The 13280-nt window shown below is 45.0% G+C and carries 11 protein-coding genes and 1 tRNA gene; 8 read left to right on the forward strand and 4 right to left on the reverse strand.

Translation table 11 applies throughout. The annotated features are described in order from the left end of the window. Positions 1–111: 111 nt before the first annotated feature. Together galE and AB5170_RS07925 are read left to right on the forward strand one after the other, a co-directional pair. Positions 112–1128, forward strand: coding sequence for a UDP-glucose 4-epimerase GalE (gene galE, locus AB5170_RS07920; RefSeq protein WP_118582312.1), 1017 nt, complete (start codon positions 112–114; stop codon positions 1126–1128). Further along, on the forward strand, positions 1128–1736 hold the full coding sequence (locus tag AB5170_RS07925) for an HAD family hydrolase (RefSeq protein ID WP_368361898.1): 609 nt from the start codon (positions 1128–1130) through the stop codon (positions 1734–1736). The genes galE and AB5170_RS07925 overlap by 1 nt, the downstream gene beginning before the upstream one ends. Before the next feature lie 57 nt (positions 1737–1793). Here the strand turns inward: AB5170_RS07925 and AB5170_RS07930 are convergent. After that, a tRNA-Phe gene (locus AB5170_RS07930) sits at positions 1794–1866 on the reverse strand. A 175-nt stretch (positions 1867–2041) separates the two neighbouring features. Here AB5170_RS07930 and AB5170_RS07935 point away from each other — a divergent pair. From AB5170_RS07935 to AB5170_RS07960, 6 genes are all read left to right on the forward strand, one after another. Further along, on the forward strand, positions 2042–3898 hold the full coding sequence (locus tag AB5170_RS07935) for a DUF6020 family protein (RefSeq protein WP_118582318.1): 1857 nt from the start codon (positions 2042–2044) through the stop codon (positions 3896–3898). A 166-nt stretch (positions 3899–4064) separates the two neighbouring features. After that, entirely contained in the window at positions 4065–5063 is a 999-nt protein-coding gene (locus AB5170_RS07940) for an NAD(P)/FAD-dependent oxidoreductase (RefSeq protein ID WP_178004683.1), read from the forward strand. Positions 5064–5118: 55 nt separating this feature from the next. Beyond that, positions 5119–5421 (forward strand): thioredoxin, encoded by a 303-nt coding sequence (gene trxA, locus AB5170_RS07945; protein WP_118582321.1) that lies wholly within the window; start codon positions 5119–5121, stop codon positions 5419–5421. Between the two features lie 5 nt (positions 5422–5426). Continuing rightward, positions 5427–7166 (forward strand): B12-binding domain-containing radical SAM protein, encoded by a 1740-nt coding sequence (locus AB5170_RS07950; RefSeq protein ID WP_173716893.1) that lies wholly within the window; start codon positions 5427–5429, stop codon positions 7164–7166. 210 nt (positions 7167–7376) lie between these two features. Further along, positions 7377–7964 (forward strand): AIR synthase-related protein, encoded by a 588-nt coding sequence (locus tag AB5170_RS07955; RefSeq protein WP_173735093.1) that lies wholly within the window; start codon positions 7377–7379, stop codon positions 7962–7964. 43 nt (positions 7965–8007) lie between these two features. Next, a complete protein-coding gene (locus AB5170_RS07960) occupies positions 8008–8508 on the forward strand; it encodes a tRNA (cytidine(34)-2'-O)-methyltransferase (protein ID WP_173716891.1) in 501 nt (166 codons plus the stop codon). A gap of 70 nt (positions 8509–8578) precedes the next feature. On the opposite strand, the gene AB5170_RS07965 is transcribed toward AB5170_RS07960, so the two are convergent. The 3 genes from AB5170_RS07965 to AB5170_RS07975 are packed head-to-tail and all read right to left on the reverse strand — an operon-like array spanning position 8579 to position 13186. Then, positions 8579–10084: a HAMP domain-containing sensor histidine kinase gene (locus AB5170_RS07965; protein WP_226837053.1), complete on the reverse strand. Its 1506-nt coding sequence runs from the start codon at positions 10082–10084 to the stop codon at positions 8579–8581. Further along, complete coding sequence (locus AB5170_RS07970) at positions 10081–10782, reverse strand: response regulator transcription factor (protein ID WP_118582333.1); 702 nt, start codon at positions 10780–10782, stop codon at positions 10081–10083. Before AB5170_RS07970 ends, AB5170_RS07965 begins: the two co-directional genes overlap by 4 nt. Positions 10783–10804: 22 nt before the next feature. Next, complete coding sequence (locus AB5170_RS07975) at positions 10805–13186, reverse strand: endonuclease MutS2 (RefSeq protein ID WP_173771764.1); 2382 nt, start codon at positions 13184–13186, stop codon at positions 10805–10807. Positions 13187–13280 lie beyond the last annotated feature (94 nt).

The raw sequence follows: 13280 nt of genomic DNA on the forward strand, positions 1-13280 counted from the left end.
TGCAGATAACATTCCGTGTAGTGCTGTGAAAAGAGAAAACAGCAGAAGGTTATTTGTTTATTGATTGTGATGAATGGTGGGAACTTTGCAGCAAACGAGGAGGAAAATATCATGGCAATTTTAGTAACAGGCGGTGCAGGATACATTGGAAGCCATACAGTTGTAGAACTTCAGAATTCCGGTTATGACGTAGTAGTTCTGGATAATCTGTCTAATTCCAGCGAGAAGGCCCTTGACAGAGTTTCCAAGATCACAGGCAAGCCGGTTAAATTTTATAAAGCAGATATCCTGGACAGGGAAGCCCTTGACCAGATTTTTGACAAAGAAGACATTGACTCCTGTATTCATTTTGCCGGACTGAAGGCTGTTGGAGAGTCCGTTGTAAAGCCTTGGGAATATTATGAGAATAATATTGCAGGAACCCTGACTCTTGTAGATGTAATGAGAAAACATGGTGTTAAGAATATTATTTTCTCTTCCTCTGCAACTGTATATGGAGATCCGGCACAGATCCCGATCACAGAAGAATGCCCGAAAGGACAGTGTACCAACCCATATGGCTGGACCAAATCCATGCTGGAGCAGGTTCTTACAGACATCCAGAAAGCAGATCCGGAGTGGAACGTAATGCTGCTTCGTTATTTTAATCCGATCGGTGCCCACAAGAGCGGAACCATCGGCGAAAACCCAAATGGTATCCCGAACAACCTTATGCCATACATCACACAGGTTGCTGTTGGCAAGCTGAAAGAGCTTGGCGTATTCGGTAATGACTATGACACTCCGGATGGAACCGGCGTGAGAGATTATATCCATGTAGTAGATCTTGCCAAAGGTCATGTAAAAGCGCTTAAAAAGATCGAGGAGAATCCTGGACTTGCAATCTATAACCTTGGCACAGGAAAAGGCTACAGTGTTCTTGATATTGTGAAGAATTTCGAAGCTGCAACAGGCGTTAAGATCCCATATGCGATCAAACCACGTCGTGCAGGCGATATTGCTACCTGCTACTGCGATGCTTCCAAGGCAGCGAAAGAGCTTGGCTGGACAGCTGAGAATGGCATCCGTGAGATGTGCGAGGATTCCTGGAGATGGCAGAGTAATAACCCGAATGGTTATGAAGACTAATGATTCGGAATTTAATTTTTGATGTTGGAGATGTACTGGTGGAGTATCGCTGGTTTGAGATGCTGACCAGGGACTACGGCCTTTCTGAAGCTGAGGCGAAGAGAATTGGCGAGGAAATGTTTGACAATGAGATCTGGGTACAGGGACTTGACGGAGGAAGGCTGAGCCTTGAGGAAGCCATTCATCAGTATGAACTGAAGTACCCGGACGATGTGGATGTGATGGGCTGGTTCCTTCGAAACGGAGAGCAGATGGCTGTAAAGCGTCCGGAGGTCTGGGACAAGGTTGCAGCGCTAAAGGAAAATGGTTATAAGATTTACCTGCTTTCCAACTACTCAGAAGAACTGTTCCATGTGCACACCAAGGGAGCGAAATTCCTGAATGTACTTGATGGGGGAGTTGTTTCCTATCAGGTTCACGCCCTGAAGCCAGACAGGGAGATTTATGAAATTCTTCTGGAGAAATATAGCCTGAAAGCAGAAGAGTGTCTGTTTTTCGATGACCGCATGGATAATGTGGAAGGAGCGAAGAAGGCAGGAATTCAGGCGATACAGGTGACATCCAGAGAGATGCTGAACGAAACATTAGATAAAATGCTTACAAAATAAATGAGGCCGCCCCTTCGGGGGCGGCTTTTTCCAGAGCGTATCTGAAAAATAAAAAAATGCCCAGAGCCGGAATCGAACCAGCGACACGAGGATTTTCAGTCCTCTGCTCTACCAACTGAGCTATCTGGGCATTTATAAGTTCTCTGAACTTACAGTGCATATAATAGCATAGAAACTGCTTTGACGCAACAAAAATTTCAAAAAATCTGTAAATTCCAAAAATTTACCTTGTAAAAACCACGCCTTGCTTTTCATATATAGTAATGTTAGAATGGCAGTGTGATAAAAGTCGGGAGGATTTATTGGTGGAAAAAAAATTAAAAAAATATACTTTGCCGTTTATTGCCGCCATTTTAACAGTGTTTGCTCTTTCCATGACGGGCTTGTATGCTGGTTCGGCAGATAATCCGGGAGAAACATTTCTTTCTTTATGCAAGAAAGAGATGACAGGAATCGGAATCGACAAACTGGTGGTTCTCATTGCAATCATTGCATTGTACATGAAATGCTGGAAGAATTTTTGCAGAAGCTGTAAATGGATCACGCATCTGATCGCCGCCATGTTTTCTGTTTTTATGCTGATCGGAATGTCCTTTTCCGTGCAGGGAAACTGGACCTTCTTTACAGCTGGGAGAAATCAGATTCTGATCGCATTGCTTACATGGGCAGGATTCTTTTTTCTGTTTGATATAGTGATCAGTCTTTTATATGCATATGGAGAGAAGCATCCTTTTCTGCACAGCAGGAATATAAAGAAATTTCCGGAATTTATGGAAAAACACTACCTTCTGGTAGCATTTTTGCTGATTTTGGCAGGATGGCTTCCCTATATCCTGATCTTCTGGCCAGGAAGTGTTCCCTATGATGGCTTCCGGCAGCTGAATATGTTTGCCGGAAATCAGAGATTTACAAACAAGCATCCATGGGAATTAAGCCTTATAATGGGAGCCTTGATGACAATTGGAAATGTGATCAGTGATAACTGGGGCATTTTCATGGTGGTTGGCGTGCTGGCACTGATTTATGCGGTATGTTATGCCACTGTTTGTTATAAACTGAAATCATGGGGAGCACCAAGATGGTTCAATATCTGCTGTATTGCATTTTTCAGTCTTGTGCCTGTATTTGGAGCTTATTCCCAGACGATCATTAAGGATGGAAGTTTCAGCGCTCTGTTTTCCCTTTTCATGGTAATCTATGTGGAATGCTGCATTCCCACCCTTCGGGAAAAAAGTGGCCAGTCTTTAAGACAGCAGCTGACAGTGCTGTTTCTGGTTGGCTTTGGCATGTGCATTACCAGAAATAATGGACTTTACATGGTGCTTCCTGCATTTATCCTGTTATTCTTTTTCCTTGGAAAAAAACGCAGACTGTATGCAGTTGGAATGGTGATCCTTGTGACAGTGGGCTACATGGGGCTTCAGAAAGAAGTGGCACCGAGACTATACATTGGTAATTTCCCATCCAGAGTATTTTTCTCAATTCCAATGCAGCAGACAGCCAGATATCTGAAGGAATATCCGGATGATGTGACAAAGGAAGAAGCTAAAGCAATTGACGGGGTGATGAAGTATGATGAGATTGCGGATTTGTATAATCCGGAACTGTCTGATCCGGTAAAGGCAACTTATCGCGGCGGACATATTACCATGGCGAAGCTGAAACGCTACTTTAATGCCTGGTTCAGCATGTTTCTGAGGCATCCGGGGGTGTATATAGAAGCCACACTTCATAACAGCTATGGATATTATTACCCATTTCATAATTGCACCGCGCAGAGCTCCTACCGCTTCTATACAGTAAATGAGCCGCTGATTGAAGAGTCAGATTATCATCAGATCTTTTCCGCAGAGACAAGGAATCAGTTGAAACGTTATGCCGATCTGTGGAGTCAGATTCCAGGTCTTGCGCAGATCTGCAATGCGGGAACCTACACATGGATCGTGATTCTGCTCCTTGGATATCTGATCTACAGGAAGCGATGGAAAGGAATCCTGGTATTGGCTGCCCCGGCGCTGAATGTGGCAATCTGTATAGCTTCTCCGGTAAACGGTCTTCTGCGTTATGCGTTTCCGTTGATGGCGTGTATGCCAGCTGTGATATTCTGGGGACTGGCTTATGCAGAGAAGGCTATAGACGAAAAAAGAACCGACGAAAAATGAAAAGTCTGAATTTCTTTTATGGAAAGTATATTGTCAGGTAACTATTTAACAGGTACTATTCCGGGAAGGGTATAACTGTGAAGATACTGAACCGTGAAATTGTAAGAAAAATAACAATATATGGGAAAGATTGGAATCATGAGAAAGGCAGGTGATTCTGAAGTATATGGAAAAAATAATCATTATCGGTGCCGGACCGGCAGGAATTTCCGCAGCTTTGTATGCTGCCCGGGCAAATATGGATCCACTGGTGATCAATAACGGCATTGGTGCTTTGGAAAAAGCAGAAAAAATAGAGAATTATTATGGTATGGAACATCCTGTTTCCGGGAAAGAATTATTTGAGACAGGACTTGCACAGGCGAAAGCATTAGGCGTGCGGATCCTGGAGGTACAGGTACTGGGGATTGGCGGGTTTGATACTTTTACAGTAAAGACAACAGCAGGTGATTTTGACACCATCAGTGTGATCCTTGCCACAGGAAGCAAACGAAAGGCTCCTGCAATTCCGGGGATTAAGGAATTTGAGGGAAGAGGTGTCAGCTACTGTGCTGTGTGTGATGCATTTTTCTACAGGGGAAAGGATGTTGCAGTGCTTGGAAACAGCGACTTCGCTCTTCATGAGGCAGAAGAACTGGCACCTATGGCCGGTTCTGTTACCATCTACACAGATGGGAAAGAACCGGAGTTTTCCAGGAAATCTTCTTTTGCGGTGAATACAATGAAAATTCAGTCTGTAGAGGGAGACGAGAAGGTGTCCGGACTGCGTCTGGTCTCTGAGTCAGAGACGGATGCAAAATCAGATACTGATGAAGAGAAGAACCTTCAGCTTTTGCCAGAAGGAAAGAAAGCTGAAATGGAAGCTTCAGAGTTCCATAGTCAGGAGAGTCCGGTGAGGGATTCGACAGAGACATTTGTCCCGGCAGACGGCGTTTTTGTAGCGCTTGGAACTGCAGGAAGCGCAGAAATGGCAAGACAGATGGGCGCGGCACTTACTGAGAAAGGCAACATCAAGGTAAATGAAAAGATGGAGAGCACCATTCCGGGGCTTTTTGCAGCAGGTGACTGTACCGGCGGTCTTTTGCAGGTGGCAAAGGCAGTTTACGATGGTGCCCAGGCGGGACTCAGTGCAAACCAGTATGTGAGAAACAGACAAAAAAAGTAGAATTTCGACATGAAATCAGAGAGAAGAATAGACCGATAGAAAGGATGGATCAATTATGGCAAAAGTAATCACAACACAGAATTTTGAAGAGGAAGTATTAAAATCCGAGAAACCGTTTCTTCTTGATTTCTGGGCAACCTGGTGCGGACCATGCATGCGTCAGGGGCCAATCGTGGAGGAACTGGGAGAGGAAGGTTATGCAGTAGGAAAGCTTGATGTGGACCAGAACATGGAGCTTGCACAGCAGTTCCGGGTTATGAGCATTCCTACCCTGATCATTTTCAAGAACGGAGCAGAAGCACACCGTCTGGTTGGTCTTACGGATAAAGAAGAGTTAAAGAAACTTCTGGACGAGTAAGAACGATGAAGATATTACTTGCAGCATGTAATGCAAAATATATACATTCCAATCTGGCTGTCTTTAACCTGAAAGCCTGCGCAAAAGAATATGACAGCAATGTTGTACTTCGGGAATACACCATCAATCAGCAGAAGGATGACATTCTGAAGGATATTTACAGATGTCATCCGGATGTGATCTGCATATCCTGCTATATCTGGAATATTACTTTTGTGCGGGAACTGATGCAGGATCTGAGAAAGATCCTGCCGGATGTTCCTTTCTGGGCGGGAGGCCCGGAGGTATCGTATGATGCAGAGGAATTTCTGAAAAAGAACCCGGCATTTGATGGTGTAATGGTTGGAGAAGGAGAGGAGACCTTCCTGGAACTGGTGAAGCACTATATGAATGGAAGTCCTTCTCTGGAGAAAACCACCGGACTTGTGTACTGTAAACCGGACGGTACAATTCAGAATAACGGATGGCGGCAGATCATGGATTTAAGCAGGGTACCTTTTGCTTACGAAGATCTGAAGGATTTTGAAAATCGTATTATTTATTATGAGAGCAGCCGGGGCTGTCCTTTTTCATGTAGCTATTGTCTGTCATCTGTGGACAAGAAACTGCGTTTTCGCGACCTGGAACTGGTAAAGAAAGAACTTCAGTTTTTCCTGGATCATAAAGTGCCACAGGTGAAATTTGTGGACAGAACCTTTAATTGTAAGCACGATCATGCAATGACCATCTGGCAGTACATAAAAGATCATGATAATGGAATTACCAATTTCCACTTTGAGATTTCCGCAGATCTGTTGAGGGAAAATGAACTGGAACTGATGAGCACCATGCGTCCGGGGCTGATCCAGCTGGAAATCGGTGTACAGTCCACAAATCCGGACACTATTCGTGCTATCCACAGGACTATGGATTTTCCGAAGCTGGCAGGGATTGTAAACCGCATCCATAGTTTTAAGAATATTCACCAGCATCTGGATCTGATCGCTGGTCTTCCTTATGAGGATTATGACAGCTTTCACCGGTCCTTCAATGATGTTTATGCACTTCGTCCCCAGCAGCTTCAGCTTGGATTTCTGAAGGTTCTGAAGGGCTCTCATATGAAAGAGATGACAGAAGAATATGGCATTGTGCATAAAGAACTGGAGCCATATGAGGTACTGGGAACCAGATGGCTGCCATATGAAGACATTTTGAAGCTGAAAATGGTGGAAAGTATGGTGGAACTGTACTATAATAGTGGACAGTTTCAGAATACCATCGCCTGTGTGGAGCCTTTGTTTGAGGATGCTTTCACATTGTATGAGAAGCTGGGACAGTTTTATGAGAAAAAAGGTTATTCAGAGATTTCCCATTCCAGAATGCGCAGATATGAGATCCTGCTGGAGTTTGTGAAGGAAGAACTGGAAGAAAAATCCGCAGGAAAATCTGGAAATCAGGATCCTGAGGTGGAGAATCCTGCGGGAAAAGCTGCGGAAGATTGCAGAGGAATGGAAACTGCGACCTGGGAAAAGGTGGCAGACAGCATGATCTACGACCTGTATCTTCGCGAAAACCTGAAAAGCCATCCATCCTTTGAGTATGACCAGAAGCCCTATGAGAAAGCAGTCTGGGAGTACAGGCGCCAGGAAAAGGTGCCCAAGACAGCGCATATTGAGGTGTTCCGGGATGGAAAAATATTGCTGTTTGACTATGAAAACCGGGATCCACTGCTTCATAATGCGGCAGTGAAGGAAATTCAGATATAATAAAGAAAGGGTGTAACTGTTCGGCTGGCCGTATTGACATGGCGTATATTTGTAGTCTGTAAAGTGCCGGATGGTTATGAGAGGTTAAAAATTATGGGAATGTTTGATCCAAAGAAAAGAAAACTTGTAACTGCGATCATTGCTGTTATTCTTGTTCTGGCAATGGTAGTTCCTGCTGTCCTCTCTCTTCTTCTGTAGGGAAAAGAGAAAATGAGGCTTGGAAAAGCGGCTATGGAAGCACTGCAGGCTGAAATCAGCGGGCTTCTTACGCCTGGAAACGAACTGGTGGTGGCTGGAGCCATTGCTCTTTACGGCACAGCGCAGATTGCAAGGGAAAAACATGAGATTTTAAGAGAGCATTTTTCAGAAGGTTTTTTACGGGAGGCAGAGAATCTGAGAACCCTTTACGGGACTGCGGATGAGATAAATGTAAAAGAGGCTGGCGCTACCGCTTTTTATGCAATGGGTGAGGGTGGTTTTCTGAGTGCTCTGTGGAAGATGGCGGAGGCTTCCCAGGTGGGACTGGAAATGGATTTTTCCAAGGTACCCATACGCCAGGAGACAATTGAAATTTGTGAAATCTTTGACATTAATCCTTATAAGCTGAATTCGGAAGGGGCTGTTCTGATCGGTATTCCGGCAGGAGAAGCATTGGTGCAGGAGCTTCGCAGAATGGGCATGATGGCTGCTGTGATTGGACAGACGAATGCTGGAAATGACAGAATGCTTTACTACAATGGGAATGGCAGGTATCTGGAGCGGCCGGCTAAAGACGAGATATATAAGATATTGCCTTAAAATCGAAATAAAACTGCTGTAATTACAGGAGAGTATAAAAACTATGGGAACATTAAACATTGTACTTCATGAGCCGGAGATTCCGGCGAACACAGGAAATATAGGACGTACCTGCGTGGCTACAGGAACCAGGCTCCATCTGATCGAGCCGTTGGGATTTTCATTAAGTGAGAAAGCACTGAAACGTGCCGGAATGGACTACTGGAAAGATCTGGATGTAACTACTTATCTGGATTATGAAGATTTTCTGGAGAGAAATCCTGGAGCGAAGATTTATTATGCGACTACGAAAGCACCTCAGACTTATGCGGATGTGAAGTATGAGGACGACTGCTTTATCATGTTTGGCAAGGAGAGTGCCGGAATCCCGGAGGAGATTCTCCGTGACAATCAGGAGACCTGCGTAAGGATTCCCATGCTGGGAGAAACAAGATCTCTGAATTTGAGTAATTCGGTTGCCATTATTCTTTATGAAGCCTTTCGTCAGCATGACTTTGCCCATCTGAAACTGGAGGGGCATCTGCGCAAGTATGACTGGAAATAGTAAAAGACCTGGAGCTTTTTTCAAACACGCTCCAGGTCTTCGTTTTTTATAAAAAGAATTGCTGAATAATTTATTTTGCTTTCTTTAAAGTAAAAATGAATTCTGTTCCAACACCTTCCGTGCTGATCACATTAATATTCTGATTATGAGCTTTGATGATCTCTTTCACAATAGAAAGCCCAAGTCCTGTACCTTTCCGGTCTTTTCCGCGGGAGGTATCTGTCTTGTAAAATCTGTCCCACACCTTGGACAGGCTGTCCTTGGGGATTCCTACTCCGTGATCCTTCACAGAAACGAAAACCTTATCATTTTTTACGGATGTTTCAATGTTGATCGAGGAATTGTCATTACTGAATTTGATTGCATTGTCCAATAAATTGTACAGTACCTGCTGGATCTGTTCCATATCTGCCTCTACGAACAGCTCTCTTCCGGAAAGCAGCAGTTCCAGGTCAATATTCTTTTTGGAACAGATTACCTCAAACGTATTGGCAGTATTTTTGATCACATCATTAATATCAAATTTGCGGATATTCATCATCCGTTTCCGTTCATCCAGATCATTCAGCACCAGAAGGCTCCGCGTCAGTTTTTCCAGACGGTCAGCTTCATGGGAAATGATATTTAAATATTTGTCCTGCAATTCCGGGGGGATGGTGCCATCCAGAATTGCCTCCACATATCCTTTGATGGAAGTCAGAGGAGAGCGGAAATCGTGGGAAACATTGGCAATAAAGGTGCGCTGGTATTCTCCGTTCTGGTTGATCCTGTCTGCCATGTAGTTCAGGGTTTTGGCAAGATAGCCCATTTCGTCCTCGGATTTCACTGGAATGCGATAACTCAGATCTCCGTTGGCATATTCGGAAGCCCCCTTGATGATCTGTTGCATTGGAGTATGGATCCATTTCTGATAGCAGAGAAGGAGCAGTCCGCACAAGGCATACACGGCAAAAAAAACCATCTGAAGAATTCCAAGAAGACCGCTTCGTTTCTGATAAAGCTGCTGCATGTCATAATGGTAGGTAACATAGCCTTCTGTTACACCGGAATTTTCCACCGATATCATCACATTAAGATGGGGACTGGAAAAATAGCCATAAAAATTACTGATCTGATATTGGGTATTAAGCCAGAAGTCCAGATCAGAATAGGGGATGGAAATTGTGTTTGCAGCAGAGAATTTTTCAGAGGATGTTCCATTCTCTGGGATTTTATCTGTTTCTGAAGTCTGAACTTCAGAATCGGCAGTGGATTTCGCAGAACTGACGTTATATTCCAGATTTGAGGACTGCACGATCACATGGAAATTTTTATCCAGGATCAGTATCCCGGCTTCCTCTCCGGAAGCCAGAATATCCATAATCTTTTCCAGTCCTTTGCTATCATTGTCTGCAACCTGCTGTATAGTGACAGCATCAGAAGCAAATCGTACAGCACTGTCATACAGCCTTGCGCCAACTTCTTCTTCCAGATAGGTTTCCACGAAATGAGAGCCACCTGCTGTAGCGAAAAGGAAGCCTACAATTCCAATGAAAATGTAACTGCAGATCAGTTTGCTGTGAACCGTTTTTCTCATTCGCTTTTTACCTCAAACTTGTATCCGATTCCCCAGACTGTAGAAATAGACCAGTTCGGATGATCTTTGATTTTTTCGCGCAGACGTTTAATGTGAACGTCTACAGTTCTGGTATCGCCAATATATTCGTAGCCCCAGATGTGGTCCAGAAGCTGCTCTCTGGTGAATACCTGATTGGGTGAGGAAGCAAGGAAATAGAGAAGCTCCAGCTCCTTAGGCGGCATGTCTACCTGTTTTCCCATATAAGTAACGGAATAGTTGGTAAGGTTGACAATAAGATCCGGATAAGTGGCACATTTCTCATCGCTTACAACTGCAGCCTGTTTGGGCTGGAAACGGCGTAGAACTGCACGGACACGGGCAACCAGTTCTTTTGAATCAAAAGGCTTGATAATGTAGTCGTCGGCGCCAAGCTCCAGGCCAAGTACCTTGTCAAAGGTTTCTCCTTTTGCGGAAAGCATAATGATCGGCACGTCTGAGGTGTGGCGGATCTCACGGCAGACCTGATAGCCGTCAATACCTGGAAGCATCAGATCCAGAAGAATCAGGTTCGGGCGAAAAGTCTGAAATTCTTTTAAAGCCAGCTCGCCATCGTTTACAATTTTTGTTTCGAAACATTCTTTGGTAAGATACAGAGAAATCAGCTCTGCAATATTGTTGTCATCATCGACAATGAGGATTTTCTGTTTAGCAACCATAGTTTCTCCTTATAAAATATAGTTATTTCTTAAATTCTACAATGGTAACACCAGCATCTCCTTCGCCAAATTCAGCCAGGTGGAAATCTGCCACATGCTTCTGGCGGCGGAGATAATTGTGTACTCCTTTTCGAAGGGCACCGGTACCTTTACCATGTACGATACGCACGCTCTTTAAGTGTGCCAGATAAGCGTCATCCAGATATTTATCCAGTTCTGCCACAGCCTCATCTACAGTTTTTCCAAGAAGATTGATCTCTGTGGAAACACTGGTAGACTTGGACATGCGGATTTTGCCTGCTCCTGTTCTGGAAAGTCCAGGAGTGTTGATAACTGGTTCGTCAACAAGCTCCAGGTCAGAAATATGAACTTTGGAACGGATGATACCCATCTGTACAAAAAGAAAGCCTTTGGAATCGGGATGACTGCTGACAGTTCCTTTCAGATTCATGCTCAGTACCTGAACGGTGTCTCCAAGGGAAAGATCCTTAGGCTTCAGCTCTTTTTTCGGTTTCTTTACGGTGGTGTTTATGGACATGCCCTTTTCGGCTTTGTTCATGCGGTTTCTAAGATTCTGGCGTTCTTTTTCAATGGCAGCAGTGTCCACGTGATCTTTCTGGAATTTGTGGAACATTTTCATGGTCTGATCTGCGTATTCCTTAGCATCTGCAAGAATCTTACGGGCTTCTTCGTTGGCTTCGCGCAAGATCCGCTCTTTACGTTCGTCCAGCTTCTCCTGCTTGGACTCTAACTCCTGTTTCAAGGAAGCAATCTGGGTTTTGTAACGCTCTGCTTCCTGACGCTCGTTTTCGATGATCACGCGGCTGTTTTCCAGGGAGGTAAGTACATCCTCGAAGGACTCGTCCTTCTGGCTGATCTGATCTTTGGCGCGCTCAATGATAAAGTCCGGAAGTCCAAGTTTGGAAGAAATCGCAAAGGCATTACTCTTTCCAGGAACACCGATGAGCAGGCGGTAAGTAGGACGCAGGGTTTCCACATTAAACTCACAGCAGGCATTTTCAACGCCGTCAGTGGACAGGGCGTAAACTTTCAGTTCACTGTAATGGGTGGTTGCCATAGTGCGGATGCCTTGTTCATGCAGGAAAGACAAAATGGAGATGGCAAGTGCCGCTCCTTCTGTCGGGTCGGTACCAGCGCCAAGCTCATCAAAAAGCACCAGAGAGTCCTGATCTGCTTTTTTCAGGAAAGACACTACGTTGGTCATATGTGAGGAAAAGGTACTGAGAGACTGCTCGATGCTCTGCTCGTCCCCGATATCTGCGTAAACCTCACGGAAAACAGAAAGCTCGGAGCGGTCCAGGGCTGGAATGTGAAGTCCCGCCTGTCCCATCAGGGTCAGAAGCCCAACTGTTTTAAGGGAAACGGTTTTACCACCAGTATTTGGTCCGGTTACAACAAGGAGGTCGAAGTCTTCTCCAAGACGGATGTCAATGGGAACGGCTTTTTTTCTGGGAATGAGCGGGTGGCGTGCCTGTTTCAGGTGAATGCGTTTCTCTGTATTGAAAATGGGTTCTGTGGCATTCATATCCAGTGCAAGTCCTGCTCTGGCAAAAATGAAATCCAGCTGGATCATAATGTCAAGGTCTGCGCGAATGGCGTCCACATTCTGGGCTGTCTGTTCACTTAAGGTAGCGAGAACTGCCTCAATCTCTTTCTGTTCTTGAAGCTCCAGCTCGCGGATGTCGTTGTTTAGTTTGACAATCGCCAGAGGCTCAATGAATAAAGTGGAGCCGGTGGAAGACTGGTCGTGGATCATACCTGGAACCTGACCTTTGTATTCGGCTTTTACCGGGATACAGTAGCGGCCGTTTCGCATGGTGATAACGGAGTCCTGAAGGTAATTACGGGCGCTGCCGTTTACCAGAGAGGCCAGCTGGGTGTGGATGCGGTCATTGGCAACTTTCATGCTGCGGCGTACATGCATCAGACCGGCACTGGCGTCGTCACTGATTTCGTCCTGGGAAATGATGCAGCGGCGGATTTCGGCTGAGAGGGGAGTCAATGGCTCCAAACTCTCAAACATGCCGTCCAGAGAGTCTTCTCTTGCATCTCCGCGCTCATTTCGGGAGTAGGCTTTGACACGGTTGGTATTTTCCAGAAGTCCGGCAATGGCAAGGAGTTCGGAAATTCCAAGGGAACTTCCGATTTCCAGACGTTTCAGTGAGCCGCGCACGTCTTTTACGCTTCCAAAGGAGATGTTTCCTTTCTGGAAAAGGCGTGTGAGGGCGTCTCTGGTCTGGGTCTGCATATGACGGATTTCGTAAACATCTTCAGAGGGCAGGAGGTGCCTGCACAGGTCTTTCCCCATCTGGGAAGAAGCCTTCTCTGTCAGTTGGTCGATGATCTTGTAGTATTCAAGTGATTTTAAAGCTTTTGGATTCATAATATCTCCTATAAATCAATTGCTATTTAGTGTGTTGAAAGTTGTTCAAGGCGGACGCACTCGGACAATGGTGATTGCTCACTCGCCGGCGCAA

It is taken from the genome of Ruminococcus sp. RTP21484sp1_RTP21281st1_A8_RTP21281_210402 (genome assembly GCF_040914025.1).
Lineage (GTDB): Bacteria > Bacillota > Clostridia > Lachnospirales > Lachnospiraceae > Blautia_A > Blautia_A faecis.

What these genes read in the sequence shown, in the direction of transcription:
- galE (WP_118582312.1), top strand. Translation starts at nt 112, where the DNA reads ATGGCAATTTTAGTAACAGGCGGTGCAGGATACATTGGAAGCCATACA.
- AB5170_RS07925 (WP_368361898.1), top strand. Translation starts at nt 1,128, where the DNA reads ATGATTCGGAATTTAATTTTTGATGTTGGAGATGTACTGGTGGAGTAT.
- AB5170_RS07940 (WP_178004683.1), top strand. Translation starts at nt 4,065, where the DNA reads ATGGAAAAAATAATCATTATCGGTGCCGGACCGGCAGGAATTTCCGCA.
- trxA (WP_118582321.1), top strand. Translation starts at nt 5,119, where the DNA reads ATGGCAAAAGTAATCACAACACAGAATTTTGAAGAGGAAGTATTAAAA.
- AB5170_RS07950 (WP_173716893.1), top strand. Translation starts at nt 5,427, where the DNA reads ATGAAGATATTACTTGCAGCATGTAATGCAAAATATATACATTCCAAT.
- AB5170_RS07955 (WP_173735093.1), top strand. Translation starts at nt 7,377, where the DNA reads ATGAGGCTTGGAAAAGCGGCTATGGAAGCACTGCAGGCTGAAATCAGC.
- AB5170_RS07960 (WP_173716891.1), top strand. Translation starts at nt 8,008, where the DNA reads ATGGGAACATTAAACATTGTACTTCATGAGCCGGAGATTCCGGCGAAC.
- AB5170_RS07965 (WP_226837053.1), bottom strand. Translation starts at nt 10,084, where the DNA reads ATGAGAAAAACGGTTCACAGCAAACTGATCTGCAGTTACATTTTCATT.
- AB5170_RS07970 (WP_118582333.1), bottom strand. Translation starts at nt 10,782, where the DNA reads ATGGTTGCTAAACAGAAAATCCTCATTGTCGATGATGACAACAATATT.
- AB5170_RS07975 (WP_173771764.1), bottom strand. Translation starts at nt 13,186, where the DNA reads ATGAATCCAAAAGCTTTAAAATCACTTGAATACTACAAGATCATCGAC.